Source organism: Pseudoalteromonas sp. McH1-42, assembly GCF_022347845.1.
In the GTDB taxonomy this organism is placed as follows: Bacteria; Pseudomonadota; Gammaproteobacteria; order Enterobacterales; family Alteromonadaceae; genus Pseudoalteromonas; species Pseudoalteromonas rubra_D.
This window is the reverse complement of sequence record NZ_JAKRFU010000027.1, coordinates 1-26,732: the sequence shown is the minus strand read 5'-3', so window position 1 is coordinate 26,732 and position 26,732 is coordinate 1. Positions and strand designations below refer to the sequence as shown.

Annotated in this window: 22 protein-coding genes and 7 tRNA genes; 24 read left to right on the top strand and 5 right to left on the bottom strand. The window is 48.3% G+C overall.

The annotated features are described in order from the left end of the window. Window positions 1-24: 24 nt before the first annotated feature. Genes MHN31_RS20500 through MHN31_RS20490 form a run of 3 tightly spaced genes read left to right on the top strand, consistent with a single transcriptional unit; the run spans window position 25 to window position 1,520 of the window. Window positions 25-336 carry a YqcC family protein gene (locus MHN31_RS20500; protein ID WP_239445190.1) on the top strand — a complete coding sequence of 104 codons (312 nt, stop codon included), beginning with the start codon at window positions 25-27 and terminating at the stop codon, window positions 334-336. Window positions 337-342: 6 nt separating this feature from the next. Continuing rightward, complete coding sequence (gene truC / locus MHN31_RS20495) at window positions 343-1,077, top strand: tRNA pseudouridine(65) synthase TruC (RefSeq protein ID WP_049864921.1); 735 nt, start codon at window positions 343-345, stop codon at window positions 1,075-1,077. Next, entirely contained in the window at window positions 1,077-1,520 is a 444-nt protein-coding gene (locus MHN31_RS20490; RefSeq protein WP_010382766.1) for a flavodoxin domain-containing protein, read from the top strand. Before truC ends, MHN31_RS20490 begins: the two co-directional genes overlap by 1 nt. 57 nt (window positions 1,521-1,577) lie before the next feature. On the opposite strand, the gene MHN31_RS20485 is transcribed toward MHN31_RS20490, so the two are convergent. Together MHN31_RS20485 and gloB are read right to left on the bottom strand one after the other, a co-directional pair. After that, the gene (locus MHN31_RS20485; RefSeq protein WP_239445189.1) at window positions 1,578-3,140 is read right to left on the bottom strand and encodes a LysM peptidoglycan-binding domain-containing protein; all 1,563 of its coding nucleotides are present in this window, start codon (window positions 3,138-3,140) and stop codon (window positions 1,578-1,580) included. A gap of 102 nt (window positions 3,141-3,242) precedes the next feature. Further along, complete coding sequence (gloB, locus tag MHN31_RS20480) at window positions 3,243-4,022, bottom strand: hydroxyacylglutathione hydrolase (RefSeq protein ID WP_239445188.1); 780 nt, start codon at window positions 4,020-4,022, stop codon at window positions 3,243-3,245. A gap of 51 nt (window positions 4,023-4,073) precedes the next feature. On the opposite strand from gloB, the gene MHN31_RS20475 reads away from it, so the two are divergent. Then, window positions 4,074-4,826 carry a class I SAM-dependent methyltransferase gene (locus MHN31_RS20475; RefSeq protein ID WP_125563499.1) on the top strand — a complete coding sequence of 251 codons (753 nt, stop codon included), beginning with the start codon at window positions 4,074-4,076 and terminating at the stop codon, window positions 4,824-4,826. Window positions 4,827-4,892: 66 nt separating this feature from the next. On the opposite strand, the gene rnhA is transcribed toward MHN31_RS20475, so the two are convergent. Further along, a complete protein-coding gene (rnhA, locus tag MHN31_RS20470) occupies window positions 4,893-5,360 on the bottom strand; it encodes a ribonuclease HI (protein WP_239445187.1) in 468 nt (155 codons plus the stop codon). 69 nt (window positions 5,361-5,429) lie between these two features. Between rnhA and dnaQ the strand changes: the two genes are divergently transcribed. The 12 genes from dnaQ to MHN31_RS20410 all read left to right on the top strand — a co-directional run bounded on the left by dnaQ (window position 5,430) and on the right by MHN31_RS20410 (window position 11,433). Beyond that, the gene (gene dnaQ, locus MHN31_RS20465; protein WP_010382759.1) at window positions 5,430-6,140 is read left to right on the top strand and encodes a DNA polymerase III subunit epsilon; all 711 of its coding nucleotides are present in this window, start codon (window positions 5,430-5,432) and stop codon (window positions 6,138-6,140) included. 86 nt (window positions 6,141-6,226) lie between these two features. Continuing rightward, the gene (locus MHN31_RS20460) at window positions 6,227-7,573 is read left to right on the top strand and encodes a TIGR03503 family protein (protein ID WP_230090656.1); all 1,347 of its coding nucleotides are present in this window, start codon (window positions 6,227-6,229) and stop codon (window positions 7,571-7,573) included. 107 nt (window positions 7,574-7,680) lie between these two features. Further along, a tRNA-Asp gene (locus MHN31_RS20455) sits at window positions 7,681-7,757 on the top strand. A 27-nt stretch (window positions 7,758-7,784) separates the two neighbouring features. After that, a tRNA-Asp gene (locus MHN31_RS20450) sits at window positions 7,785-7,861 on the top strand. Window positions 7,862-7,888: 27 nt separating this feature from the next. After that, window positions 7,889-7,965 (top strand) — tRNA-Asp (locus MHN31_RS20445). Window positions 7,966-8,000: 35 nt separating this feature from the next. Beyond that, window positions 8,001-8,077 (top strand) — tRNA-Asp (locus MHN31_RS20440). 87 nt (window positions 8,078-8,164) lie between these two features. Further along, a tRNA-Asp gene (locus MHN31_RS20435) sits at window positions 8,165-8,241 on the top strand. A 38-nt stretch (window positions 8,242-8,279) separates the two neighbouring features. Then, window positions 8,280-8,356, top strand: a tRNA-Asp gene (locus MHN31_RS20430). 32 nt (window positions 8,357-8,388) lie between these two features. Further along, window positions 8,389-8,465 (top strand) — tRNA-Asp (locus MHN31_RS20425). 594 nt (window positions 8,466-9,059) lie between these two features. After that, window positions 9,060-9,461 (top strand): hypothetical protein, encoded by a 402-nt coding sequence (locus MHN31_RS20420; RefSeq protein WP_239445186.1) that lies wholly within the window; start codon window positions 9,060-9,062, stop codon window positions 9,459-9,461. 552 nt (window positions 9,462-10,013) lie between these two features. Next, on the top strand, window positions 10,014-10,418 hold the full coding sequence (locus MHN31_RS20415) for a hypothetical protein (protein ID WP_239445185.1): 405 nt from the start codon (window positions 10,014-10,016) through the stop codon (window positions 10,416-10,418). Between the two features lie 247 nt (window positions 10,419-10,665). Further along, window positions 10,666-11,433, top strand: a complete 768-nt coding sequence (locus tag MHN31_RS20410) for a transporter substrate-binding domain-containing protein (protein WP_239445184.1) — start codon at window positions 10,666-10,668, stop codon at window positions 11,431-11,433. A 10-nt stretch (window positions 11,434-11,443) separates the two neighbouring features. Here MHN31_RS20410 and MHN31_RS20405 read toward each other — a convergent pair whose 3' ends face one another. After that, window positions 11,444-13,471, bottom strand: coding sequence for a winged helix-turn-helix domain-containing protein (locus MHN31_RS20405; RefSeq protein WP_239445183.1), 2,028 nt, complete (start codon window positions 13,469-13,471; stop codon window positions 11,444-11,446). 275 nt (window positions 13,472-13,746) lie between these two features. Between MHN31_RS20405 and MHN31_RS20400 the strand changes: the two genes are divergently transcribed. The 4 genes from MHN31_RS20400 (at window position 13,747) to MHN31_RS20385 (ending at window position 18,748) form a co-directional block, all read left to right on the top strand. Continuing rightward, on the top strand, window positions 13,747-16,014 hold the full coding sequence (locus tag MHN31_RS20400; protein WP_239445182.1) for a DUF5916 domain-containing protein: 2,268 nt from the start codon (window positions 13,747-13,749) through the stop codon (window positions 16,012-16,014). A gap of 95 nt (window positions 16,015-16,109) precedes the next feature. Continuing rightward, the gene (locus MHN31_RS20395; protein ID WP_082225463.1) at window positions 16,110-17,015 is read left to right on the top strand and encodes an SMP-30/gluconolactonase/LRE family protein; all 906 of its coding nucleotides are present in this window, start codon (window positions 16,110-16,112) and stop codon (window positions 17,013-17,015) included. Between the two features lie 67 nt (window positions 17,016-17,082). Further along, entirely contained in the window at window positions 17,083-17,664 is a 582-nt protein-coding gene (locus MHN31_RS20390) for an ATP-binding cassette domain-containing protein (protein WP_239445181.1), read from the top strand. A 7-nt stretch (window positions 17,665-17,671) separates the two neighbouring features. Next, window positions 17,672-18,748 (top strand): DUF6136 family protein, encoded by a 1,077-nt coding sequence (locus MHN31_RS20385; RefSeq protein WP_239445180.1) that lies wholly within the window; start codon window positions 17,672-17,674, stop codon window positions 18,746-18,748. A gap of 61 nt (window positions 18,749-18,809) precedes the next feature. On the opposite strand, the gene fadE is transcribed toward MHN31_RS20385, so the two are convergent. After that, the gene (fadE, locus tag MHN31_RS20380) at window positions 18,810-21,260 is read right to left on the bottom strand and encodes an acyl-CoA dehydrogenase FadE (protein ID WP_125563474.1); all 2,451 of its coding nucleotides are present in this window, start codon (window positions 21,258-21,260) and stop codon (window positions 18,810-18,812) included. Between the two features lie 209 nt (window positions 21,261-21,469). Here fadE and MHN31_RS20375 point away from each other — a divergent pair, with 209 nt between their 5' ends. From MHN31_RS20375 to MHN31_RS20360, 4 genes are all read left to right on the top strand, one after another. After that, window positions 21,470-21,760, top strand: a complete 291-nt coding sequence (locus MHN31_RS20375; protein ID WP_125563472.1) for a DUF6419 family natural product biosynthesis protein — start codon at window positions 21,470-21,472, stop codon at window positions 21,758-21,760. Window positions 21,761-21,822: 62 nt separating this feature from the next. Beyond that, a complete protein-coding gene (locus MHN31_RS20370; RefSeq protein ID WP_239445179.1) occupies window positions 21,823-22,956 on the top strand; it encodes a 4-phosphoerythronate dehydrogenase in 1,134 nt (377 codons plus the stop codon). 1 nt (window position 22,957) lies between these two features. Beyond that, on the top strand, window positions 22,958-23,974 hold the full coding sequence (locus MHN31_RS20365; protein WP_239445178.1) for an aspartate-semialdehyde dehydrogenase: 1,017 nt from the start codon (window positions 22,958-22,960) through the stop codon (window positions 23,972-23,974). 325 nt (window positions 23,975-24,299) lie between these two features. Beyond that, a partial coding sequence (locus MHN31_RS20360; protein ID WP_275446870.1) for a FimV/HubP family polar landmark protein occupies window positions 24,300-26,732 on the top strand: 2,433 nt, incomplete at its 3' end.

The following is a 26,732-nucleotide window of genomic DNA, read 5'->3' as shown; positions in this document are numbered from 1 at the left end:
TTTGTATTTGTCTGAGGAAGCACTATGGATCACCCAGTATGGCAACTGCTTGATGAGCTCGAACACACGTTGCGCCAGGCTAAACTTTGGCAGGCAGAACCCGTTTCGGAACAGGCGTTACAGTCTACTCAGCCATTTTGCTGCGATACGTTACGGTTTGAGCAATGGTTACAGTTTGTTTTTATCGTCAAGATGCGTACTTTGTTGCAAAACGGCGCCCCTTTACCTGCCAATATGGCCATCGCGCCCATGGCAGAAGTCAGCTTAGCGCAACACCCCCAGTTTAATGCATTGCTGAGTGTGTTACAGCGCCTAGACTCAGCTGTTTCGGAGTAGGCCCGGATGTTAGAGATCATTTATCAGGATGAACATTATGTGGCCATTAATAAACCATCAGGCTTACTGGTTCATCGCTCGTTTCTAGACAAACGTGAAACGCAGTTTGCGATGCAGATGCTCAGGGACCAGCTGGGGCAGCATGTGTTCCCAGTGCACAGACTTGACCGGCCGACTTCCGGTGTTTTGTTGTTTGCGCTGAGCTCCGAGGCAGCGCGTGATATGAATCAGATCTTCATCGACGGCACGGTGCAAAAGCGCTATTTGGCTTTGGTACGGGGTTTTGCACCGCAAGATGTGTATGTTGATAAACCCTTGAAAGAGCAGCTTGATAAAATTGCTGATAAGTTTGCGGATCAGGATAAAGCGCCACAGGAAGCACAAACTCAGTTCAACTGTCTGCATCAGGCTACGCTCAATATACCGCTGGGTAAATACCCCAGCATTCGATACTCTTTGGTGGAGTGTTTTCCAAAAACGGGTCGAAAACACCAGATCCGTCGTCACCTTAATCACCTGAATCATCCGATAATTGGCGATGTGAATCATGGCGATAACAAGCAAAATCACTTTTTTCAGGGGCATTTTGGTATTCGTCGTTTGATGTTATTTGCAACTGAGCTCAAGTTTTTGCATCCTTATAGTCAACAACCCATCACCATTCGCGCCAGTTTGGGAGAAGAAATGCTGAACTTATGCAAACAACTGGGCTGGCCAGACACAGAAAAGGACTATCTATAATGGCATCCATTACGCTTTTTGTTGGCTCAGTATTTGGCAATGCAGAAAACTTAGCCTCTGAAGTTAAAAACGACATTGAGCAGCAAGGGCATAGCGCAGTGATCGTCGACGTGCCTACGCTCGAACAGGTCAAATCAGCGGACAATTTACTGTTTATCTCTTCAACAACCGGACAAGGCGATATTCCGGAAAACCTGCTACCCTTAGTATTGCAAATGCAAAGTCAGTTTCCCATGCTGACGGGGAAAACCGTAGGGGTTGTTGCGTTGGGCGACAGTAGTTACGGTGATACCTTTTGTGGTGCCGGGCGCCAGATCGATGCGCTGGTTCAGGAGCTCAATGCCACAGTGACAGAGCCCAGGCTGGATGTGGATGCGTGTGAGCATTTTGAGCCTTATGAAGCGGTCGCGCCCTGGCTACAGAAATGGTTGCAACACCTTTGACAAAGGCGTGATGCCCAGAGCCAATAAAAAAGCCGCTGTTGTCAGCGGCTTTTAACGTTATGAACGTTTGACATCCACGGTCAGTTTCAGCTTTTGCCCGGGGTAGAGATACTTCTGACCGGCAAGCTTGTTCCACTTTACGATTTCACTGACAGTGAGATTAAACTTGGCCGCAATCCGTGCCAGAGAATCTCCTTTACGTACCTTATAGGTAATGGTGCGCTCGGTCGTGTTTGCGACAGGCTGAGTGGTACTCTGGCTCTGATAAATGGTGAGTTTTTGTCCCAGCTTAAGTACTGCGTTGGCTTTGAGTTTGTTCCATTTGGCAAGCTGCGCCACGGTGACGTCATACTCGCGGCTGATATCCCATAAGGTATCGCCACTGGTGACTGTATGGGTTTTTTTATTGCGTGTTGCTTTGTTTGCAGCGCTGCGCACGGCATCTGGTAAATGCTCGCTTTGTAACTCGCCGTCGCTCAGTGGGACCAGCAGTTTCTGACCAACCCGGATCATATGTGAATCCAATTTATTCAGTGAACGGATTGCACTGGTGCTGGTGGTAAACTTCTTGGCAATCACTGATAAACTATCACCGCGCGCAACGGTGTAGTATTGCCAGCGCAGGCGATCTTTGACTGGTGTACTGGCAAGGCGGGTTTGAAATGCTTCGATTTTATCTGCTGGCAGCAACAGGGTATGTGGTCCGTTCGGATCTGTGGCCCAGCGGTTAAAACCCGGGTTCAGACGATAAAGCTCCGTGAGCGACATATCTGCCATTTCGGCGGCTAACGCCAAATCGATTTGTGATCCTACTTCGACGGTATCAACCACCTGCGCATTAATGATCTTATTCCATTTAACATTAAACTCATCCTGGCGTTTTAACAAGTCAGACAGGGCGAGCAATTTAGGCACATAGGCTGTGGTTTCACGTGGCAAATCTAAAGACCAGAAATCGGTTGGTAAGTGCTCCTTACGATTTTTCCGGATCGCCTTGAGTAGTCGCCCTTCTCCTGAGTTATAGGCCGCAATGGCATTGAGCCAGTCGCCTTCGAGTGTCTTATGCAGGTAAGTGAGATATTCCAGTGCGGCGCGAGTTGACTGAACGATGTCGCGACGGCCGTCATACCACCAGTTTTGTTTAAGATCGAACCGCTCTCCGGTTTGTGGCATAAACTGCCAGATCCCAGACGCGCTGCGGTGAGAATAACCGAACGGATCGAACGCACTTTCTACGATTGGCAGCAATGCAATTTCAATCGGCATTTCGCGTTTCTCAACTTCCTCTACAATATAGTACAGGTAGGGTTCGGCGCGCTTCGAAATCCGATCCAGGTAAGCCTGGTGGCGTTGATAGTAGTTACGTTCTGCAACTACAGGCCGGTTTTGTGGCACGTCAATAGACAACTGATAGCGGATCCGCTCCCAGACGTCGTCGAACACAGGTGGCGGCTCATCGGCTTCCACGGGTTCCTGAATGGCACTCATCAGAGTGTCGCTGATTTCGGCTGGACTGGCGTGATCCAGTTGTTCGGCTTGTTCAATTGTGGGGCTGTCGAACGTGGTTTGACAACCGCTCAACAGTGCTGATACTAACAGCAGCAAGAGAGGCTTTTTCATAAAACTCGGTCATTGATCCATTGTCAGGGTACGGTGCCGCAGAAAATCCACAGCTAAAACCCGTCAATGTTAACTGTTTAGTTGTAAAAATTAAAGCAGTGCCTAAAAATTATCCTTCCATTGTCTAAGCACGGCAAACCTTTGCCAGTCTTCATCACAGTCAGCTTGTAACTCAGACGGTACAGTATCGAGCATATGTGGCAGATTTGCCCGCATAAAAGGGTTAATGCTTAACTCACGTGCGATGGTTGTCGGTAAGGTCGGTAGCGCCTGTGCGCGCTGTTGCTGGCCCCACTCCTGCCATGTAGTAATGTCGTGATTGCCAGGCTCTACCGCAGCGGCAAAAGTCAGGTTAGCCTGCGTATATTCATGCGTGCAATAAATTTTACACTCGGGAGGGAGCTGGGCAAGAGCTTGCATAGCGCGCCACATCTGTGCCGGGCTACCCTCAAATAAACGGCCACAGCCCGCGCTGAATAAGGTATCTCCGGTAAATGCCAAATCAGTACTCAGGTAGCAGATGTGGTCCAGTGTATGTCCAGGTGTATGCGCAATGGTAAACTCCAGCCCGGCAATGGTGACCTTATCACTGTCACTCAAGGGGTGTGTGATGCCGCCAAATGGCGTATTTTTGGGGCCATAGACGGGCAGGTTGCCATAATGTGCCAGCAAAGGTGCGATGCCATCGGTATGATCCCAGTGATGGTGCGTGACTAAGATGCCGGCCAGTTGTTTGTGTTGTGCTGTGGCGAATTCAATAACAGGCTCGCTTTGCCCGGGGTCCACAACCCACATTAAATTGCTATCTGACGGACATATTGCCCAGATATAATTGTCATTGAAGGCGTTGATGGGGTGGATTTGCACTGCGACTTGCGCCATAACTCATTGCTCTATAAAGTGAAGGTGTAACAAGTATAGCGAGTGCGTATCATGAAACCAGCTCTAAGTTTTCAGCAGGGTCCGAAACCCTACCAGTGGCAGGATTTTCCACATGGAGATTATGTGCGCGCAGGCATAGAAAGGCGGATGGCTCATTGGCTGCCGCGAATGTTTGGTTATCATATGCTCAAGCTGGGCTGCCTGAGTGGTCAGCTGGATACGTCACAAAGTCCGATCAGTCATCAGATTTGTGTTGCGCCAGAGGGGGGGCATGTTGGCGTGTTAGCAGAAATCGATGAGTTACCCTTTTATGAACATAGCGTAGACGCATGTATTCTCAGTCAATGTCTGGAATATCATTCTGATCCCCATCATATTTTACGGGAGGCACACCGAACACTGATCCCGGGTGGGTATATCGTGATCAGCGGGTTTAATCCATTTAGTTTGTGTGGACTGGCGCATTTGCTGCCATTTAGCAAAGAAAAACTGCCCTGGTCGGGACGCTTTTTTACCCCGTCCCGGGTTAAGGACTGGCTGGATCTGCTGGGGTTTGAAATTCTTGCCGATGAGCGATTCGTCCATGCCTCACTGGCAAGAGGTTCACGGTTGTCGCGTTTTGCGCCCTGGCGACGTTTTTGTCGTCATTACATGAAGCCGATGGGCAGTGTCTATTTGCTGGTGGCCCGCAAACGGGTCGCACCTTTAACGCCGATTAAACCCAAATGGCATGCGCGTCCTAAATGGACGCCAGCGGTAAAAGGCGCGCGACTGAAGCACAGTCGTAATCAGGAACAAAGTTAGTCGGTTACTCGCTCTGGTAACCGGTATCTTCTTGCAGATGTCGTAATCAGGAACAAAGTTAGTCGGTTACTCGCTCTGGTAACCGGTATCTTCTTGCAGATCCGCACCGCCAGCGGCTTCGCGTGCCAGGTCGTCCACTAGCTCATTGTATTTGTTGCCTGCATGGCCCTTAACCCAACGCCACTCAATGGTGTGACGCTGAACCGCAGCGTCCAGTCGTTGCCATAGGTCGACATTTTTAACTGGCTTTTTGGCGGCTGTTTTCCAGTTGCGCTTTTTCCAGTTGGCCAGCCAGGATTCGATCCCTTGTTTCACATATTGACTGTCTGTGTACAGGATCACCTGGCATGGACGCTTGAGTGTTTCGAGTGCAACTATCGCTGCCAGCATCTCCATGCGGTTATTTGTGGTAAGCCGATATCCGGCGTTGAGGGTCTTTTCATGACCTCGGTAACTGAGGTACACACCATAGCCGCCAGGACCCGGGTTGCCCAAGCAGGAGCCGTCGGTATAGATCTCTACGGATTTTTGCACGAATTTGCCTGTTTTTATGTAAAATACTCCAATAGACGCTAACCATAGCAAAGTTAGGCAATCGACGATATGCATAAAAGACAAATAGTACTGGATACAGAAACCACGGGCATTGACCCCAAAGAAGGTCACCGGATCATTGAGATTGGATGTGTGGAATTAGTGAATCGTCGCCTGACTGGCAACAACTTTCATGTCTACATCAACCCACAACGTAGTATTGAAGAAGAGGCCATTGACGTTCACGGTATTACCAATGAGTTCCTGCGAGACAAACCTTTTTTCCATCATGTTGCGCAAGAGTTTTATGACTATATTCAGGGGGCCGAACTGGTGATCCACAACGCGCCGTTCGACGTCGGCTTTATGGATCACGAGTTTGCTATGCTTAATCAGGGGTTTGCAAAAACTCATGAGGTATGTGAGGTACTCGATACTTTGGTGATGGCGCGGGACTTGCATCCGGGTCAGAAGAACAGCCTTGATGCTTTATGTCGCCGTTATGATATAGATAACTCAAAACGAACATTGCACGGCGCTTTACTGGATTCCGAGATTTTATCGGATGTCTACCTGGCTATGACAGGGGGCCAGAAGAAGCTTAATCTGGCTCAGCACAATGAACAGGCACAGCAGGGCAGTGGCGGGGGGATCCGTCGCTTGAGTGCTGAGCGTGCGCCGCTGAATGTGGTGCTGGCGACGGCAGAAGAGCTAGATGCGCATGAAGCGCGCATGGAGCTGGTCAATAAAGCCTGCGGGCAGAGTTTGTGGCAGCAGTAGCTGCACTCAGGCTCGCACCTGTAGTGCAAGAGAACGATTAATTTATGATGAGGTAAAGTGGCATGCGGATCGGCTTAACAGGATTGATGTTGTTATATTGCGCAGTGTTTAGCGCGACGATGATGGCCGACACACCGCAAATTACGCTGCTTGAGCGAGACGGCAAGGTCAATGAGATCCCTTTACTGGATAATCGCTTTCGCATTGACCACAATGTTAAGAAAATTACGTTGTTGTTCTTTCGTGCCCCGGGTACGCCTGCCGTGGTGCTGGTTAAACCCGACGGCAGTAAATACTACGCCACGCATGCTATTGCTGACGAAAAGCTCGAATGGTATGACGAGATCAGTTATGACCTGGTGATAGTGACCGATCCTATGCCAGGTCCCTGGCAGGTGTTAGGCCAGATCCGCCAGGACAGCCGGGTTATGGTATTGGGGGATATTGAGTTGCAGGTTGATCCCTTACCGCCTTTGATCTTCCGTGGTGAAATGCTGAAAATTCAGGGACAGGTCACCAACGATGGCCAGCCCGTCGATATTGGTTACTTCCGTGATGTTGTTACTCTGTATGTCGAGTTTGTCAGCACTAATAATGATCAGTACGCCAACTTTGGTGCGGGCACGCAAAGTGTGGCCGAATTTAAAGATGATGGCCGGGAATTTGATGAGCGCCCTCTGGATGGCATCTTTACTGGTGAATTTCGTCTGAATTTTCCAGCCGGTGAGTGGCAACCCGAATTCTATATAGAAACGCCCATCCTCAAACGTCGCGTAGTGAAAGATCCCATCATTATTGCAGAGCCACCTTTTTCTTTTGAATTGATGCTGGCAGGGCAGGAAGACTTTGAGCACCAGTTGACTATCAGGTTGGAGTCCGAGGTGGTGAAACCGGAAACTGTGATCTTTCAGGGAAAAATCTTATACCCCAATGGTGAAGAGCAAATGTTCACCCTTAATGGCGAAGAGCGTTTGTACCGCCAGCTGGCAATTAAAAATTATGACTGGGGTCGATACAGTGTGGAGTTGTCCGCCTTTGGTGAAAACATCAACGGCCGAGAGTTTATGGCACGCCTGCCAGATTATAACTTTGAAATAGAACGCCCGATCGAAAAAGTACCGGAGTTACCTGAGTCAGAGCGGCCAACGCAGCGTGTGGTCACACCGCCTGAACCGGAACCGGGTCTCAGCACCGGTGCCATTGTTGCCATTGTGGTTGTTGGTAATTTGCTGATCCTGCTGTTGGGTTGGCTGGCCGTGCGCATTTTTGTACAGAAAAAGCCCATCAAATTAAAAATCAGCCTGCCCTTTATCGGTAAGAAAAAGCAGTTAGATTTGGAAGAGTTAGATCAGAATGCAGAAAACTCTGGCAAACCAAGTTCAAAAAATGACAAATCAGCTGATATTTTGAACCTTTCGATGTCGGATGACTAAAAATCCCCGATTTTTTCAAAAAAGGTGTTGACTCTTAAGGGGGGCATTCGTATTATTCACGCCGCTGTCAGGGAGCACACCTGAACAGCGAGAGAACAAGATGCTGCGGAGTGGTAGTTCAGTTGGTTAGAATACCGGCCTGTCACGCCGGGGGTCGCGGGTTCGAGTCCCGTCCACTCCGCCACATACTTTTTCTCTATAAGCGCACGCTGGAGTGGTAGTTCAGTTGGTTAGAATACCGGCCTGTCACGCCGGGGGTCGCGGGTTCGAGTCCCGTCCACTCCGCCAATCGCTTATCCTGTGCAGTACTTCTTTGGAGTGGTAGTTCAGTTGGTTAGAATACCGGCCTGTCACGCCGGGGGTCGCGGGTTCGAGTCCCGTCCACTCCGCCAACATCTTTAAGAAGTACACCGAGCTAAACCACCGTGGAGTGGTAGTTCAGTTGGTTAGAATACCGGCCTGTCACGCCGGGGGTCGCGGGTTCGAGTCCCGTCCACTCCGCCATCTAGCCAGGGTTTAGTTTGGATTATCAGATTCAATGTAGTCTGAGTTTATGACAAAACGACGTCACTAACATCGTTATTTACTCGTGGAGTGGTAGTTCAGTTGGTTAGAATACCGGCCTGTCACGCCGGGGGTCGCGGGTTCGAGTCCCGTCCACTCCGCCAACATTTTAACGAGTAAAAAAATTGCATTATATCTCTGCGGAGTGGTAGTTCAGTTGGTTAGAATACCGGCCTGTCACGCCGGGGGTCGCGGGTTCGAGTCCCGTCCACTCCGCCATTTGATATAAGCATAAAAAGTCATACCACTGCGGAGTGGTAGTTCAGTTGGTTAGAATACCGGCCTGTCACGCCGGGGGTCGCGGGTTCGAGTCCCGTCCACTCCGCCACTTTTTATAAAGTTCAGTAAAATTCTGTTTCCTCATCCCAATATCATTCCTTTTTTAAGCTTATAATTTTCATATTCATTGTTTGAACCAAAGCCAGAAACCCTCAATACCGATTTGTCCGGCCAGTAAAAAAAATAGTGTGTGATAAGTTCGCCATTTGTCATCGGTGAGGTCGGTTATTTGTGCCGTGTTTAATTACACCAAAGCCTGCGCTTAATCTGTCTTGGTATCCTATTAATAGTCTGTAATTTAGTTTGTGATCACTTACTTATATTGGCGGTAAAGTCATATAATATAAGCGCCTTGTCAGTTTATGCCCTTATGATTTGAGGGATATTTGGTTGTTGCCTGTATTGAGTGCCTTGATGAATCCAGCAATTAAAGTATTAAAAATCAACAGAAAGAACTGGACGCAAAATGTGACTTTGATTCGCTGGCAGCTAAGGCTGAATATATGGGGGCGGTGATAAAGATTAAAGATGTTATTGCCAAACTGGAACTTTGTGAAGAATGCGGTTACAGGTGGCGCTTGATTAAAGTTTTGCCCGCTACTTTTTGCCGTTGATTGAGGCGTAATGTATTAAGGGGATAGTTGTGAAAAAGTGGAAAATACTATTTGGCTTTTCAGCTTTCATCACTGCACTTGAGTTTATTGGCTTACCATTTAAAGAGCATATAGATCTCAACACTTTTGTATCGCTCATATTGTACTGTTCAATACTGATACCTATGTATGGTTATGCTTACGGGGTTGCAATTGGAAGCAAAGCGATAGCTATCCTAATCTTCGTACTTACGATTTTAGTTCCGGGTAGTTTGGTTGTTTTGTGGGGAGTTGCATTTACAATTAATCACTTTAGTTTAATTCAGCTGGTGTTTTCTCTGGGGACATTCGGCTTACTTTTGTTTATATCTTATCCCGTTTTTATGTACGCATTTAGGTCTGATAAACTGTGGGCAAAAGAACGACAGCAAATGACTGATAAGAGGTTGTAATGCGTGGCGTCTTTACCGTGCGTTGTTTTTGGCAACTGAGGTGAGCGTGACAGCTTTGGTAGTGCTTTTCTTTCCCCTTAACATAACTACAGGTCACTAAGCGACAGTGAAAACGATTAAATTCGCCGCTATTTTTTTGTGCTTTTTTCCCTTTTCATCAATCGCTTGTTTTGATGGAAGTGCCTATGAGCGAAGTTTTGCGCATGCCGATCCTTACGCAATTACTGCACTTATTCTGGTTACTGTCGCCAGCTTTGTTCGATTATGCAGAACTAGGAACAAGGCTTATATTTCAGTAGTCACTATTGCACTGATAGTTGCTTCACTCGTTTACACCAGAACTGCATATAACGGGGATTGTGGTGATTCTTATGTTTCAACCGCAGATCATTGTTTAATATTTACGGCTATCGTTTTATTCTATGAACTTGTTCGTGCTTGTGTGGTTTTCTCAAAAAGCCACCGGGCAAAGTAATTAAGAGAGGCGATTGAATCCAGGCTCAGTTCCACTTGGTGTCTCAATTTAGCCTGGTGTTATGTCCTTGGAATCACATGAACTTTTATGAGCAATCATCAGGCAGAGGTATAGAGGTCTGTGTCGGTTTAACACTTCTTTTCATTGCGCTCGTTTTTGCAGCTTTGATTGGTGTGGTTTTCGCGAATTCTGTGTTTGGTTCTATTGCTGTTTTAGGCTCACTTGCGTTGGCCTTGTGCTCTTGGTGGTTTGGCAAACTAGGTTATCGATTGGTTTTTAATAAACCTCGTAAAGGGGGAGGTTTATTAAGCAATCATGGCCTTAAAATGTGTTGTGTTTTTTTCGGAATATGCTCAATTTTGCTGGTTTTCGTTTCCATACTGCAAAGAGAAGTCAGCTCGTTGTTTAGCGCCATTAGCATGCTGATTGCTTGTTTATATGGTTGGCAATTCGCTAAGAAGCGCCAAGATAAGGACTTATAACAACAGTCTATGTCATTAATAGTTCATTGTTTTATGTTGGTTTATATCACATAAAGCTGTCTCCTGAGCTTGAGTTTAAAAGCACACTCACTTTTTTTGTGCTTGCACCTCACACATTTTAGACAATCAGTCTAGGCGCTGTTAAAAGCCCTTGTGCTTTGTTGTTTCAGTCTGACAAGCTACATAGCGCGATCAGTCAGGTACATCTATAGTATCAGCAAGGCTTAGTTTATTGTCGTGAAGCAACATGCACTGGACCCTGGTTTTATTAATGCTGGTTGGTTGTAGTTTTGCATGGGCAAGTGAGTCCATTCGCATTGCAACTGGGGAATATCCACCGTTTACCGGCAGCAAGCTTGTTGACGATGGCTTTGTCAATCACCTCATACGTCAGGTACTTGCAGAGGCGGGGCTGAGCGCCGAGTTTGTTTATTTGCCCTGGAAGCGCAGTTTTCAGGCTGCGCAGCAAGGTAAGTATGACATGGCGTCTTACTGGGTTTGCGAGCGTGAATATCAACAACACTTTTATTGTAGCGATGAGCTCTATCGTGGCCAGCTGTTACTCTATTTCAGGGCTGAGACGCCGTTGCCGCAATGGCACAGCATTGACGATCTGAAGTCCTATCGGATAGGCGCGATTTTAGGATACGAATATGTACCAGAGTTTCATCAGGCGATGCAAAAGGGGGAGCTGGATGTGATTATGGTCAGTAATGACCGACTTAACCTGAACATGCTGCTAAATGATCGCGTTGATTTGATTTTGCTCAGTGATACGGCGATGCAAAGCCTACTGGCAGAACACTTTCCATCCATGCCGAAAGACCAGATACAAGCGCACCCTAAGCCTTTTTTAAACTACCGGGCACACGTACTGTTTCCTAAATCTATTGCGAGCAGCAGTGCGCTGCGCGAGCGTTTTAATGCCAGCCTGAAAAAGCTCAAAGCGTCAGGCGAGGTTGAACGTCAGTGGCAACGGCTTATCAAGGGTGAGTTCATTCCTCTGGAGAATTGAGCTGTGGGTGCTAATTTGGGTCGGGTTTTTGGCTCAGACGTTTGATGTCCCCTTCGACAGATTCCATTTTGGCAATCAGTAAAGTGCCATCCGCTGCGATGTCGTAGTGCCATAACAGGTTTTGCGTTTTCAGGAGTTCTGGCTGGGTTTTGCCATCAAGCGCCAGGCGCCAGATATGATCGGTCTTAGACCAGGCACTTTGCCAGTACAGGAAGCCATCTCTTAGCCTGGGGTTTGTCACCTGATGATAAGCCTGGGGCTTAAGCGTAGTGAGCGGCATTTCATCTTCAAACGTGCCCGCCAGATCTGCTGTGCGATAAATCATCGAGTCTTTAAAAATCAGCCAGTTTTGGGTTTGATAGTCGTACAGTATCAGGTCAGATGCGATAGCAACACGGTGTTTGAATTGCCCGCTTTTGGTGTAAATAACGACCTCATGACCATCTGTGGCCCACAGGGTATCGGTATCTAACCAGCCAAAGTGTCTGAGAGGCAGTGACAGCTGAGGCGTAAAGGTTTTCTGCACACCGGTGCGGTCGAGCAGTAATAATCGTGTTTCGCGATTGGCAAGGATGTAAGCGTTGTCAGGGCTCCAGGTGACAAAGTTCACGTAGTCACTGCCTTTGTGATGCGTGAGCTGAATAACCCGATCATGACTGTGCAGATAAATCTCGCAGGCGCCAGTGCGGCGTGACATAAAGGCGGTTTCGCCGAGGCTATTGGTAACCGGCAGATAGTCATGGCTTGAGCTCGAGAAAATTGGCAGATTGTCTTTGTCACGAATATTAACCTGCCAGCTTTCTGCGGCACTAAAAATGTTGCCCTCGTCGTCAACACTCAGACTACTGAAGATCCCCTGCGGCGTGGCAATAACCGGGTATTCATGTCCATCGCGGGTGGTCGCAATCAGATTATGGTGCTTGCTGTTGTCATTGGTGATCATGCTGTGATGCTTAGGATCGTAGGCAATCAACCAGACAGGGTAAGACCAGCGCATCTGAACTTTACCATCGAGGGTAACCAGGCGGCTGTGTTGACTGGCATCTTTGATCAGGTAGTAGGTCTGGTTGTCCCAGCCTCGTAGTGTTGTGATGAGCTTTTCATCGTCGTTCAGCTTGAGTGGAATAGAAATATATTTATTACTATCAATATTATACTGATAAGGAAGTGTCCCTGCTTGGGTGCGTACCGTGGCAATAAGCAGGGTGTCTGATTGCCAGCTTGGTGCCTGAATATGATAACAGGGGATGGCCTGCGACTGATTTAGTTGTTGCCCATTCGCATTGACAATCAATAGGGTACAGCCATCTCCCTGATATTGCCAAAATGCCAGCCAGCCTTTAGTGGGGTGCCAGGCTGGTTTGGCGACCCGGTCGTCAAAATGCAGGCGCTGAGTGACATTGCCTTGTTTATCTGAGATGACCAGGGTTTTAAAATCGTCAACATAGGCCAATAGCGGCAACGTGGTGTGGGCTGCAACATCAAATTCCAGTCCCAGTTCATAGGTTATATCCTCGACTTCATACTGGGGGAGCGTGATTGGCTCAGGTACTGTGGAAAAGTAGGCTATGGCACTGAAGCACGCGGTGACGACTGGTATTGCCGCCATCAATGCGCGCTTTTTGAATCTGATATGAGGATTGCTCCCGGCGGCGCGCTGGATCTCAGTATCAGTATGCACGTTCAGTTGAGAGGTCGGCTGATGTCGTTCTACCGGCGCAATAAACACGTACCCACGTTTGGGCACCGTTTTGATAAAACGGGGTTGCCTGGCGCTGTCATTCAGCACCCGGCGTAATTTAGTCAGCAACTGATACAGGCTGTTAGATTCGACAATGGTGTCTGGCCACAATGCCTCATTCAGCGTCGAGCGTGACAACACCTGATCCGGTGCGCAGACAAACAGCTCTAGCAGCCTGGCAACCTGAGGTTCTAATTTTATCGCCACCTGGCTGTCAGGCGCGCGCAATTCATCCTTGCTGGCATCAAACTGCCAGGACAGGAAGTGATAATGTTGAGCGCGTGTGGATGTTTCCATATTTGGTCCTTCGTTGATGATTCCATGCCTGCAGTCTTTATCGGTGCTGTAATCGGGTTCTGGGCTCTGGCTTTTTTTCATTGCATTCATTGTTATTTTTAAAACTCAGCAGCTGTTAGCTTAAGCCGGTCACGTATTATTAGCAGAAACTAACCTAGTTCAGAACAAAGTCAATAATCATCAGAGCTTGATCACGCTTCTTCAGGAAACTTTCAGCTTTTCTGTTGCGCTTTTCTGTTGTAATGAGTGCAGTCACTCATATCGGGAGCAGTCATATGAAGCAGTATTATCTCGCCTTATGCATCAGTGGGGCATTGAGCAGTCAGGCGCTATGGGCAAATCAAACACACAACACGCACATCAAGCTTGATGGTCGTCTGGACGAAGCATTGTGGCAAACCGGCCGACAATTTAATCGGTTTTACCAGGTGGTTCCGGCAACCTTAACTGAGCATACTGATAAGGTGCATGCCCGTGTATTGAGCGACCAATCGGGTGTTTACATAGGTATTATTAATTATCAGGATGAGGCAAGTCGGCAGAAGCAGTTTAATATTCAGGATGCCTTTATGCAGGCTGAGTTTAACCGGATTGTTGTGGATTTTGCCGGTGATGGCAGTGGCGCGTATGAGTTTGCCGTTACACTGGGCGGGGGTACCCAGGACGCGGTGCTTACGCCACAGCTGACTAAGGACAGTGATTGGGATGGAGACTGGCAGTCGGCTACATTTGAAGCGGAAGATCACTGGTCCACAGAGGTGTTCATCCCCTGGCATACAGTGTCGTTTTATAATCCGGCACATAATGCGGACAGTGAGCAAGGAGAAATCGGTGTATCTATTCAGCTTTATGACCTCAGTAAAAATTATATCTATGCAAATCAAAAACAAACGACCAGTAATAGCGATTTTTTCCTTGCCATGCCTAAGCTGGCATCGGCGATCCCCAGCCATAGTCAGTTAAGTTTTGTGCCCTATTTTAGTCATCAGCAACATTTTGCCGACCAGGCCACGGATAACAGCGACAGTGACGTGGGTTTCGATTTGTTTTACAAGCCCAATCATCATCAGAAATTGTCGGTGGCGGTGAATCCGGATTTTGGCCAGGTGGACAGTGATGAAGTGGATATCAACTACAGTGCGGTTGAAACACTCCGCAGTGACAAGCGGCCTTTCTTCACCCAGGACATTGCCGTATTCAATGTGCAGGCATTGCAGGATACTAAGCTTATCCACACCCGTCGAATTGGTGCGGGCAGCGATGATGGCAGTGAGTTTATTACACCCATAGATCTGGCTACCCGGTTTGTGCATCAGGGCGAGACGTTGCAAGTGGGGGCGTTTGCAGTAAAAGAAAAGGACTTAGACAGTGATGCCGGTAAGCGCTTTTATGCCGCCCGGGCTAAATATCGCCAGAAGCACTGGCAGTCAGGATTACTGGCCACTTATACCGATCGACCCTGGCTGGATCGCAACGCATTGACCATGGCCTGGGACAGCCAATATCAAAGTGCAACCTGGTCGTTTCAGGGGGCGTTACTGGCAAGCCAGGTTGAACAAATGAGCGAACAAACGGGCAATGGGGCCTCGATGCAGCTGGGATATCAGTTCTCGCCAAATACGAGTCTGGAAGGACGTTACCTTAAGCTAAATAAAGGATTTAATAACAGTGATTTAGGTTATTCTCAGCGGAACAATTGGCAGTATAGTGAGGCGAAGTTGAGTCATGCAATCAATACTCAGAGTCATTGGTTAGCTCGTATTAAGCACTCACTTACTGTTCGTTATGAAGCCGATAGTGAGGGTTTGAAATTACCGGCCCGACAGGCTTATCTCAGTCAATGGTTGCTGACAAATGGGGGTCAGGTTGACTTTCATATTGACCGGATCAATGGTGGCTGGCAGGACAACATAGGTCGCCAGAGCCAGGCATTCGAAGTACCGGCTAATTGGGAAACCCGAGTCATGTATATCAGTCCCTACATAGGTAAATTCTCATGGGCTGCCAGCTTTGAATATGATCAGGAAGGGTTTGAGGGGAGTGCGCAACAGTATGCCGTTGATTTGACCTGGTTGCCACATCCAAACTGGACGCTTAAGTTTAATAACTTTTATCGCACCGGAGATGGCTGGCTGGTGGCAAGCGACACAGATCAGGTCACACAGTATGAACGGGATTTTTTCGTCAATAAAATTCAGGTTAGTGGCTTGATAACGGATAAGTTGGAGTTCTCCTCAACCCTAGAGTGGGCGATACTGGAAGCGCGCAGTGAGCAGGTTTTTGCGCTACAGGACCACCAGCGACAGTTATTAAATGGGGTAGACACCAGCTTTGAAGATCGCCGCTTGTCCAGTCAGTTTAAACTCCGTTACCGGATGGGCGCACTGTCAGATTTGTTTCTGGTTTATCGTCGTGGCGCTGCGACAGGCGACAGGTTGCCCCGCAGCCAGATTGGCTCAGAGGCCTGGCTGGAGAGTGCAAAGCAGCTCTGGCAAGCCCCAATGCAGGATTCGGTATTGTTAAAAGTGCGCTATAAGTTCTGAGGGGCACTCTGCCCTTAGTTCTGCGTGAATATTTCTCAATTCACAGCCCGTGGGCGAAACCGCATACTCAGACTTTTATATTTAGGGACAAAGCTATGCCAATAAGACATGTTTTTATCCTGGGTGCGACATTGAGCCTGCTTGCTGCCTGTGTTTCTTCTCAATCGGGACCTGCGTTATATCAGTCACAGGACTGGGTTGCGGATGGGGTATTTACCGAGGGGGTAGAGGGTCCAGCAGTTAATCGTAATGGGGTACTCTTTGCTGTTAATTTTGCGCAACAGGGCACTGTCGGCCAGGTGAGCGGACGCGACGAGGCGAACTTATACCTGACCTTACCAGAAGGGAGCACGGGCAATGGGATCCGTTTTGACGCCCGGGACAATATGTATATCGCTGACTACACAGGTCACAATGTCCTGAAAGTGGCTCCCGATAAGTCGGTTTCTGTGCTGGCCCATAATCCGAAAATGCACCAGCCTAATGATTTGGCGATCAGTGATAATGGCGTGCTCTTCGCCAGTGACCCGGACTGGCAAAATGGTCAGGGGCAGCTCTGGCGCATCTCACCCGATGGACAGACTCAGTTGCTGCGCGCCAATATGGGTACCACAAATGGTATCGAAGTCAGTCCGGATAATCGTACTTTGTATGTCAATGAGAGTGTGCAGCGCCGGATCTGGGCTTTTTCGCTCGACGAGCAGGGCATGATAGGTAAGCCTGAGCTGTTTTATGAGTTTGAGGATCATGGCCTGGACGGCATGCGTTGTGATGAAGCCGGTAATCTGTATGTTGCACGCTATGGCGCAGGCGAAGTAGTGATACTCTCTGCTCAGGGCAAGTTGCTGCGCAAGGTTGCACTCAAGGGCCAGTATCCGACCAATATTGCTTTTGGTGGGAAAGATGGTAAGCAGGTCTTCGTGACGATGCAAAAGCGCGGCGCTATCGAAACTTTTATCTCTGAGTATGCTGGGCGCGCTTTTAACCGACATACTTTGTAACGACGGGCGCATATGCGGCGCCAGGGTGTTTTGTTAATATCGGAACAGGCAATGAACAAGGACCTGTATGATAGAAATAAAACACCTTACCAAAGTGTATCTGCACGACCCGGTTTTCTCTGACTATAGTACCGTACTGGCAGAGCAAAAGCTCTGTCTCGAAGCGCCAAACGGACTGGGGAAAAGCACCTTATTCAGGATCATTTCAGGTCTGGACGACGCCTTTCATGGCGAAGTGCTATTTGACGGCCAACCCCAGCCTGCTGCCCAGAGAGTGGCGGCGCTTGCCAGCGAGTCCATTCCCTTTCCCGAGTTTTTGACAGCCAGGCAGTTACTGCAATTGACGGTAAAGAGCTGGGCGTGTCCCTGGCCTGAACTGATGATACACCAACTGGCCTTTGAGCCATTTCTGGATACTCGTTACGGTGCGTTATCATCCGGCAATCAGAAAAAGTGTCAGCTCATAAACGCCATGATGCGTAATACGCCTTATCTGGTGTTGGATGAGCCAAGTGCGGCACTGGATCACGCCAGCCTGGATGTGTTGTTAGGCTGGCTGAAACATCACCCGGCCCAAGTGATCATCAGCTGCCATGAACCTCAGCCCTTTATGGAAATTGGCTTTGTGACACAGCCACTGTTTCGGTGAGGTGCAAATGTTACATTATTATCAGTATCGTTATCGGGCATGTCGCGTTCAGCTGGCTGTGTTGATGAAGCAATTGCAACAGTTCTCGATGATGTTGATAACCTTATTTTTTATTTTTATTCCCCAGCTGATCATTGGGGTGTTTTATGGTTTGGGAAAGCTGGTCTCGTTTGATTCGCATCACCTTGCCATCAAAGTGGCATTTGGCTTTTTGCTGCTACAGAGCTTGCTGTTACAGGCGCTTAAACCTGCAATCACGGATTCAGCACATCGCGCTTATCACCGCACATTGCTGCGCGGGCGGCTACACCAAGTTGCCGCAGACTGGATACTCTTATTGGGGTGTCATGTGCTCTTTGTTGCTGCGCTGATCCTGGCTGTGAGTATTGGCTTTGACAAGCTCTGGCAGGCACCACAGTTGCCTGCATTTATGCTCTTGCAGTGGTGTTTTGCATTAATTTTGCTTTACCGTCCTCAGGCTTTAGTGAGTTCCTTGCTGGTTGCCTTTACTGCCGTGTGGCTGGTGCCTAGTCTGCCAATATATCTGGCTGTCATCACACTGTGGTTGGCATTGGACTGGTTCAGGCCTGAAATAAAGCTTGCTTTGCCGCAGCCCTCGCTGACCCCTGCTAGTTTTTGGTATTACGTCATCAAGACGTCTCCCTGGATGATTGTGTGGCGTGCCGGCGCATCATTGATCACATTGTGGGCAGGGTTGATTATGGCCAAAGAGCGCCCCGATTTGCTGCATTACTATACGTTAGTGATCTTGCTGATTAATCAGTTGTGGTGGAGTAGTTTGTATCTGGATACCGATAAACACGTAACGGGGCGCAGGCAGTTTTGGCGCAGCCTTGACATGTACCCTCAACTTGTACGCAGTCAGTCGTTATTGATTTACGGCTTGTGCTTTGCAAGCTGGCTCGGTGCTATTGTGTTGCTCAATGGTGAGCTGTTTAATTTGGCGGTGTTAGTGAGCACGCCATTGTTGGTGTGGACAGTTACTTATCATCCTCGGCGATTAGCGGTTGTGTGGGGCTGCATTAGCGTGGCACTGATGATGTTCAAAGTGTTATTTATTTAGCGCAGATAAAATACCAGGTACAAAAAAGGCCAGCATGGCTGGCCTTTAGGTTAGAGACAAGTTATGCGGCGTCCGCATCTTTTGCAACCACTCTGGCTTTGCCAGCCAGCAGGTCCGCGGGGTCAAAGTCATCCACATTGATAACCTCGAGCCGCTTCGCTTCAACGGCGGCCAGTTTATCGGCTTCGTCGTTGTTAAGCGCACCACATTCACGACCCATTTCAGCCACTTTATCCAGGCGCATAAATGGCAGCTTTTCGCCTTTGGCACGACATACTTTGTCGAATAGCGGTTCCACTTCCAGAATGTCTTTCAGTGTTTGCTCTTGTTTACCGATCAGGTTAAGCGGCTCATCACGCAGATAGATATGCGAGGCAAGACGGTCACGGGCTGCACTTGGTGTTTGCAGTAGCTGCGCCAGTTTATGCTCCATCTGATCTGTTGGTTTGCGAACCGGGCGACCGAATGGGAATAAGATGAGTTTAAGCAGACCCCGTAACGCCATTGACGGCATGTTGTTGATCAGATCTGCCAGTGCACGCTGACACAGGTACAAATGTTCCTGACAGGCCCACTGAACATACGGTAAATCTTCTTTGCGACGACCTTCGTCATTATAACGTTTCAGCGTCGCAGAAACCAGGTACAGGTAACTCAGTAAGTCGCCAAGGCGTGCAGAAATGCGTTCTTTACGTTTTAAAGACCCACCAAACACTGCCATGCAGATGTCGGACATGAGTGCCAGTGACGCACTGAAGCGGGCAGCAGCACGGTAGTAATCTGCTGTTTCATCGTTAAATGGTACTTTGCTGAAGCGACCTCCAGTCAGTGCCAGCCATTTAGTGCGCACCAGGTTAGAAATGGTGAAGCCTACATGGCCCATCAAGGCTTTATCAAAGCTGTTTAAGGCTTCTTCTTTATCTTTGATGGTACAGGCATTAAGCTCAGCCAAAACAAAAGGATGGCAGCGGATAGCACCCTGACCGTAGATGATCATGTTACGGGTCAGAATGTTTGCACCTTCTACTGTGATAGCAATGGGGGCACCCTGATAACCACGGCCCAGGTAGTTGTTTGGACCCAGGCAGATCCCTTTACCACCATGGACATCCATTGCATGCATGGTCGAGGTACGCATTTGTTCAGTCAGGTGATATTTCAAAATGGCAGAAATAACAGACGGCTTTTCACCTAAATCGACAGCGCCGGTTGACATGCTCACGGCCGCATCGCTGCTATAGGCATAGCCACCAAGCTTAGCCAATGCTTCCTCAACCCCTTCCATTTTACCAATCGGCAATTTGAACTGACGGCGAATACGGCTGTACGCACCACTGGCCAGTGCCAGAGACTTAATGCCGCCTGTTGAATTAGATGGCAGGGTGATCACGCGACCCACTGACAGACACTCAACCAGCATACGCCAGCCCTGGCCGGCCATTTTCGGGCCACCAATGATAAAATCAAGAGGGACAAAGACGTCTTCGCCTTGCGTTGGACCATTCTGGAATGGCACGTTCAATGGGAAGTGACGACGGCCAATTTCAACACCCGGTGTGTTAGTTGGAATCAACGCACAGGTAATACCAATTTCTTTTTTATCACCCAGCAAACCATCCGGGTCGCGCATTTTAAACGCCAAACCCAGCACGGTGGCGACTGGTGCAAGCGTGATGTAGCGCTTGTTCCAGGTCAGGCGGATACCTAAGGTTTCTTTACCTTCCCATTCGCCTTTACATACGATACCAAAATCCGGGATCGATGACGCGTCAGAGCCTGCTTCCGGAGAGGTCAGTGCAAAACAAGGGATCTCATCACCTTTCGCCAGACGAGGCAGGTAATGTTCTTTCTGTTCTTGTGTACCATAGTGTTGTAGTAATTCGCCCGGACCTAATGAATTAGGTACGCCAACGATTGAAGACAGCAAAGTTGACTTACTGGTCAGCTTTTGTAATACGCAAGACTGTGCGTACGCTGAAAATTCCAGACCACCATATTGCTTTTTGATGATCATGGCAAAGAACTTGTTGTCTTTCAGATATTGCCATACTTCTTGGGGTAAGTCGGTTAGCTCGTGTGTTGCTTCCCAGTCATTCAGCATTGCACAGACTTCTTCAACCGGGCCATCCATAAAGGCCTGTTCTTCCGCAGTAAGACGTGGAGCCTGATATTGGTGCAACTTATTCCAGTTAGGATTACCACAGAATAGATCCGCTTCCCACCAGGTTGTACCGGCATCAATCGCCGATTTTTCTGTTTCTGACATGCTTGGCGTCACTTTTTTGAACGCCTTGAACAAAGGCGCAACAATGTACTGTTGACGCACGTTTGTCATCGAAAGAGGAACTGCAATGGCTAAGAATATTAACCAGGCAAACGCGCCAAAGGCCCCGGCAAAGGTGCCGATCAGCAACGTCGCCGCAGCAACACCCAGACAGGTGTTCCAGCTCGCACGGTGGTAGCAGGCAGCGCTCACCAGTGCGATTAAAGCGAGTGTAAATAATAGTGTCATGTTGTTATTCCTTGTAAGAGGTCTGACCACACTGGCTAGGCTAGCTTGTTGGACCAGTGATTTCAAGCCTAAATAGCATCTTATCTTTATTTTAGTTGCTATTTATTTGCCACGCGAGTTAGCCAACTTGGTGTTGTTTTTATGTAATGAATTTGTAATTTTAACGTTTTCTTCTATAGTTGAAGAGATGATTCTAGGAGGGAATAGTCATGCAATATGGAACATTGTGTGTCGCGTCAGCGACCTTTTTTTCGATGCTGCTTTCAGCACACCTTTATCAACCCGCTGTATTTCTTAATCTTGCCAGCTGCGTTTTGTGCGCCATGTATGGTTACCAGGGGGCCAGTATCATTGCCATGTTTTTAGCCTGGTGCAATGTGCAGGCATTTTTAGTTAGTCCATGGATTAACCTGACCGAGCAACCCAGTATTAAAGTGTTGGTGATATTTTTACTTTGCGTGATGTTTGCGGCTATCAGTATTGGTGTCAGCAAACGTTAGCCTGTTGTCTGGACGATGGCTGCGTTACAATACGGGGTCCGTGTATCGTTTGGGAAGTATAAATGAAGATCCTCGCAGATCAGAATATGCCCCTGGTTGAAGAGTTTTTCTCAGATCTAGGGGTAGTGAAACGTTTTGATGGCCGCAGTCTGAGTCCGCATCAGCTTGCAGATGCAGATGTGCTGCTGACACGTTCCGTGACTCAGGTTAACAGCACGCTGTTGGCAGAGGCAGCACAGCTCAAGTTTGTTGGCACTGCGACTATAGGTGTTGATCATATCGACAGACCTTTGTTGGCTGAGCGTGATATTGGTTTTGCCAGTGCCCCTGGGTGTAATGCGGTTGCCGTTGCTGAATATGTGATCAGTGCATTGTATGCCTACGCACAACACAAAGCGATCAATCTGCAAGGCAAAAAGCTGGGCATAGTTGGGGTGGGTAATATTGGTCAGTGCTTACGTGAGAAACTGGCTGCTAGCGGCATTGAGTTGTTGTTGTGTGATCCGCTTCGTCATGAGACCGGTAGCTTAGACCAGCATATGCCACTTGATGACTTGTTGGCACAGGCTGACATCGTTACTTTTCATGTGCCTTTGGTTAAAACAGGTGGGCATCAAACCCGTCATCTACTCAATGCGCAGCGTATTGCAGCCCTGAAACCAGGCATGTTAGTCATTAATGCAAGTCGTGGCGATGTGATTGATAATCAGGCGTTGTTAAATGCGCTTGAAGCGGGGCAAGCAATTGATCTGGTATTGGATGTCTGGGAAAACGAGCCAGACATTCTGATGCCGCTGTTAGAACATACCTTGTTTGCCTCGGTCCATATTGCCGGCCATACCTTAGAAGGAAAGGCACGCGGTACACAAATGTTATATCAGGCGCTGTGTAATCAGTTGGGGGTAGAGGCGAGTAAATCACTTGAGTCATTTTTACCTATTCCGGCACTGACTTCTTGCTATGCAGAGCATACGCTGAGTGAACAGGAGCTCGGCAGACTGGTGCATCTGGTCTATGATATTCGTCGAGACGATGGTCTGATGCGCAGTAATATCGCCAGTCAGGGGTTTGATATGTTGCGCAAAAACTATCCGCCTCGCCGCGAGTTCAATACCCTTACGGTACAAAATGCCCCCCAATGTGGGCAGCAGTTACAGCAGCTTGGTTTTAAAGTAGTTAATTCGAATGAGGAATAATATGTCGCAGAAATACGATGTGGCGGTGCTCGGTGTAACCGGGTTGGTCGGTAAGCAAATTATTGAAACACTGGCAGAGCGAAAGTTCCCGGTTGGCAACCTGTATCCTTTGGCGAGTAGCCGTAGTGCGGGTGAGGAAATAGAGTTTAACGGCGAAACACTCACAGTGTTGGATGTGGCTGAGTTTGATTTTAGCCAGGCCCATATTGGTTTATTTTCTGCCGGTGGCAGCGTCTCTGAGCAATATGCTCCGATAGCAGCGGAAGCGGGCTGTGTTGTGATTGATAACACCTCACATTTTAGATATGACTATGACGTGCCGCTGGTGGTGCCTGAAGTAAACAGTGCCAGTCTGGCAGATTTTCGCAATCGCAACATCATCGCCAACCCAAACTGCTCGACAATTCAAATGATGGTGGCATTAAAACCGATTTACGATGCTTATGGCATAGACCGTATCAATGTGTCTACTTATCAGGCCGTATCGGGTGCAGGTAAAGAAGCGGTTGAAGAGCTGGCAAAGCAAACGGCTAATCTGATGAACGCCAGACCAGTAGAAAACGAGATGTTTACCAAGCAGATCGCGTTTAATGTGATCCCGCAAATTGATGCGTTTCAGGATAATGGTTACACCAAAGAAGAAATGAAAATGGTGTGGGAAACTCAAAAGATCCTGGGCGACAGCAGTGTCATGGTCAATCCTACGGCAGTTCGTGTGCCCGTATTTTATGGTCATGCCGAAGCCATTCATCTGGAAACTCGCATGCCTTACGACCTGGAGCATATTAAGCAACTATTAAATGATGCACCGGGTATTGAACTGATTGAGGATGAACAGGATTATCCTACGCCGGTCAGTGATGCCAGTGGTAATGACACTGTTTATGTGGGCCGTCTGAGAGCAGATATTTCTCACCCGCATGGTTTAAATCTATGGGTTGTATCTGATAATACGCGCAAAGGTGCCGCAACGAACAGCGTACAAATTGCTGAAGAGTTGATTGCGCACTACTTATAATCTTTGTCAGGGTCTGTTTATTCTGACAGACCCATTTCGCCTCGGCTGTCCCTGAACGGCAGCAATTTGCCTCTTTTGATTTCTGTCCCGCCAAGTTGACGTATTTCGACTATCCTTGAGGGTATTCAGCGGCTTAAATAATGCATAGCTAACTCATCAAAAAGCATGATAAGAATGTTAATTTTCAATACTTTGGCGATGGATATTCGCTGTTATCTGGTTTATAGTTGGCAATTGGAACAGAGCTTGCACAAGCCCTATTAAGCACAATTCAGTAGTCGCGTTGCCGTCATGGCAGCGCAAGAAGAGTATACAAAGGAACAGCATGCGCGGTTTAGCCTTTATTTGTATCTTAGCAATGGCCCTTATTGCAGCGCCCGTTCACACTCAAGATGGGACCGTTCTTAAAGGTCCAAAGGGAGTGGATCTCGGTCTTCAGGGGCGATCAGTTGGCCCAATCAAGTCAACAGATACCTTATGGCGTATCGCGCATAAAATTCGCCCGAGCGACTCGGTTTCAATCTATCAGGTCATGCAAGCTTTGTATGAGAAAAACCCTCAGGCTTTTCTCGACAATAACCTTAACCACATGCGTGACGGTGCTTACCTTAAAATTCCTACACTGGCTGAGATCCGCCGTGTTAATCCGCAACTGGCAAGACAAAAATCGGATCAGGATGATGAACTATGGGAGCTGAAAAAAAGCGGTAAGCTTGATCAGGCCACCATAGATGCTGCTGACAAACGTGTTACTCAGGCGCGCAAGGTTGATGTAGAGGAGGCGCGAGAGGCGTTAACCAATGAGCTCAAATCGCTCAAGATGGAGCAAGATTCTCGGCTCCATGAACTGCAAACTCAGTTTAAAACCTCTGTGCGTAGCGTTGAGGAAATCCTTGAAGAAAATAACGAGCTTGAGAGAAAGCTGAACAATATTTCTGAAGAGCTTAAAAATGTACAGGACCAGCTTGGCAGAGACAGCGAAATTCAACAGCAGCTGAAAGCTGTGATTGACATGCAAAATGAGATAATTGCTCAGCAGCAAATGCAGGCACAGGCAGAAGCTGAATTCAGCATTGCTAAGTTATTCGCCAACCCGTTGGTTGTTGCTTTACTCGCGACTATTCCTGCTTTACTGATCATCGGTGCGGTTGTCATGCGTTTGCGCAAAGGCAAGGCCAAGCAAGTTGAGGAAGACGATGAGTTCTTACCACAATCACCTGCACCAGCGGCAGCTGCTGCCGCAGCAACAGCAGCGGTTGATCCGCTCGATTTGGATATGCCGCAAGACAGTGCTGAAGATGCCTTAAACGAAGGTGTGCAGCTGGATGACGATATTCTGCCTGATGACGAGATTGTTTTTGACAGTCTCGAAGACGATGGGTTTGAAGAGGGTAATGACACGCTCGAACAGGACGAGCTGGACAGTTTACTCAATGACGACATTGTGTTTGACGATGAGTCTGATGTTAATAATGAAGAAGCCAGTACCGATGACCTCGATGACTTCTTGCAACAGAATTTTGATGAAGCTGATGATAGCTTGGGTGATGAAATTACGCTGGATGTTGACGCAGAAGTCACGCAGGGCGACAACGACATACTCAGTGCTGATGATATTGACGACTTGTTTAATGAAGTCGGTGATGAGGCCGATGACGATACCCTGGATGTCAGCGATGATGCGCTTGCGGCATTAAGTGAGGAGTTAGCCGAAGAAAGCCTTGAAGAGGGTGATAATTCGGATACAGCGGCTGATGAAGACTTTGATCTTGATGACATAGACAGTCTGATCGATGAAGTCGGGGAGTCGCCCCCAAAGTCCCCAGCGGCTGAGGGAGCAGCAACCGATGACGGTATTCTGAGTGCGGACGACATCGATGACTTGCTCGATGGTGCGCTGGATGATGAACCGGATATTGCAGAGGACGACTTCGATGTTGATGATATAGATAGTCTCATAGACGAAGCCGTTGATACTGATATAGAAGACGACTTGCAGGCGGAAGTCCCGGATGACATAGATAGCTTGTTGGAGGAAGTCTCTGATTCAGCTGCGCAAGACGATTTGCAGGCTGAGGTGCCGGATGACATAGATAGCTTGTTAGAAGAAGCTGCCGAGCCGGTTCTCGAAGAAGAAGTGCTGGCAGAAGAGCCGGATGACATAGATAGCTTGTTAGAAGAGGTTGCTGAGCCGGTTCTCGAAGAAGAAGTGCTGGCAGAAGAGCCGGGTGACATAGATAGCTTGTTAGAAGAGGCTGTTGAGCCGGTTCTCGAAGAAGAAGTGCTGGCAGAAGAGCCGGATGACATAGATAGCTTGTTAGAAGAAGCTGCTGAGCCGGTTCTCGAAGAAGAAGAAGTGCTGGCAGAAGAGCCGGATGACATAGATCGCTTGTTAGAAGAGGTTGCTGAGCCGGTTCTCGAAGAAGAAGTACTGGCAGAAGAGCCGGATGACATAGATAGCTTGTTAGAAGAAGCTGCTGAGCCGGTTCTTGAAGAAGAAATGCTGGCAGAAGAGCCTGATGACATAGATAGCTTGTTAGAAGAGGCTGTTGAGCCGGCCATTGAAGAAGAGGTGCTAACAGAAGAACCGGATGACCTCGATGGTTTGTTAGAAGAAGAGCCTGACGCAGCGTCGGAAGAAGCATTGCTGACGGAAGAACCGGATGACCTCGATGGTTTGTTAGAAGAAGAGCCTGACGCAGCGCCGGAAGAAGCATTGCTGACGGAAGAGCCGGATGACCTCGATGGTTTGTTAGAA

Bases quoted from the DNA above. Each gene is read 5' to 3' on its own strand.
- MHN31_RS20500 (WP_239445190.1), top strand. From the start codon at position 25: ATGGATCACCCAGTATGGCAACTGCTTGATGAGCTCGAACACACGTTG.
- truC (WP_049864921.1), top strand. From the start codon at position 343: ATGTTAGAGATCATTTATCAGGATGAACATTATGTGGCCATTAATAAA.
- MHN31_RS20490 (WP_010382766.1), top strand. From the start codon at position 1,077: ATGGCATCCATTACGCTTTTTGTTGGCTCAGTATTTGGCAATGCAGAA.
- MHN31_RS20485 (WP_239445189.1), bottom strand. From the start codon at position 3,140: ATGAAAAAGCCTCTCTTGCTGCTGTTAGTATCAGCACTGTTGAGCGGT.
- gloB (WP_239445188.1), bottom strand. From the start codon at position 4,022: ATGGCGCAAGTCGCAGTGCAAATCCACCCCATCAACGCCTTCAATGAC.
- MHN31_RS20475 (WP_125563499.1), top strand. From the start codon at position 4,074: ATGAAACCAGCTCTAAGTTTTCAGCAGGGTCCGAAACCCTACCAGTGG.
- dnaQ (WP_010382759.1), top strand. From the start codon at position 5,430: ATGCATAAAAGACAAATAGTACTGGATACAGAAACCACGGGCATTGAC.
- MHN31_RS20460 (WP_230090656.1), top strand. From the start codon at position 6,227: ATGTTGTTATATTGCGCAGTGTTTAGCGCGACGATGATGGCCGACACA.
- MHN31_RS20415 (WP_239445185.1), top strand. From the start codon at position 10,014: ATGAACTTTTATGAGCAATCATCAGGCAGAGGTATAGAGGTCTGTGTC.
- MHN31_RS20410 (WP_239445184.1), top strand. From the start codon at position 10,666: ATGCACTGGACCCTGGTTTTATTAATGCTGGTTGGTTGTAGTTTTGCA.
- MHN31_RS20405 (WP_239445183.1), bottom strand. From the start codon at position 13,471: ATGGAAACATCCACACGCGCTCAACATTATCACTTCCTGTCCTGGCAG.
- MHN31_RS20400 (WP_239445182.1), top strand. From the start codon at position 13,747: ATGAAGCAGTATTATCTCGCCTTATGCATCAGTGGGGCATTGAGCAGT.
- MHN31_RS20395 (WP_082225463.1), top strand. From the start codon at position 16,110: ATGCCAATAAGACATGTTTTTATCCTGGGTGCGACATTGAGCCTGCTT.
- MHN31_RS20390 (WP_239445181.1), top strand. From the start codon at position 17,083: ATGATAGAAATAAAACACCTTACCAAAGTGTATCTGCACGACCCGGTT.
- MHN31_RS20385 (WP_239445180.1), top strand. From the start codon at position 17,672: ATGTTACATTATTATCAGTATCGTTATCGGGCATGTCGCGTTCAGCTG.
- fadE (WP_125563474.1), bottom strand. From the start codon at position 21,260: ATGACACTATTATTTACACTCGCTTTAATCGCACTGGTGAGCGCTGCC.
- MHN31_RS20375 (WP_125563472.1), top strand. From the start codon at position 21,470: ATGCAATATGGAACATTGTGTGTCGCGTCAGCGACCTTTTTTTCGATG.
- MHN31_RS20370 (WP_239445179.1), top strand. From the start codon at position 21,823: ATGAAGATCCTCGCAGATCAGAATATGCCCCTGGTTGAAGAGTTTTTC.
- MHN31_RS20365 (WP_239445178.1), top strand. From the start codon at position 22,958: ATGTCGCAGAAATACGATGTGGCGGTGCTCGGTGTAACCGGGTTGGTC.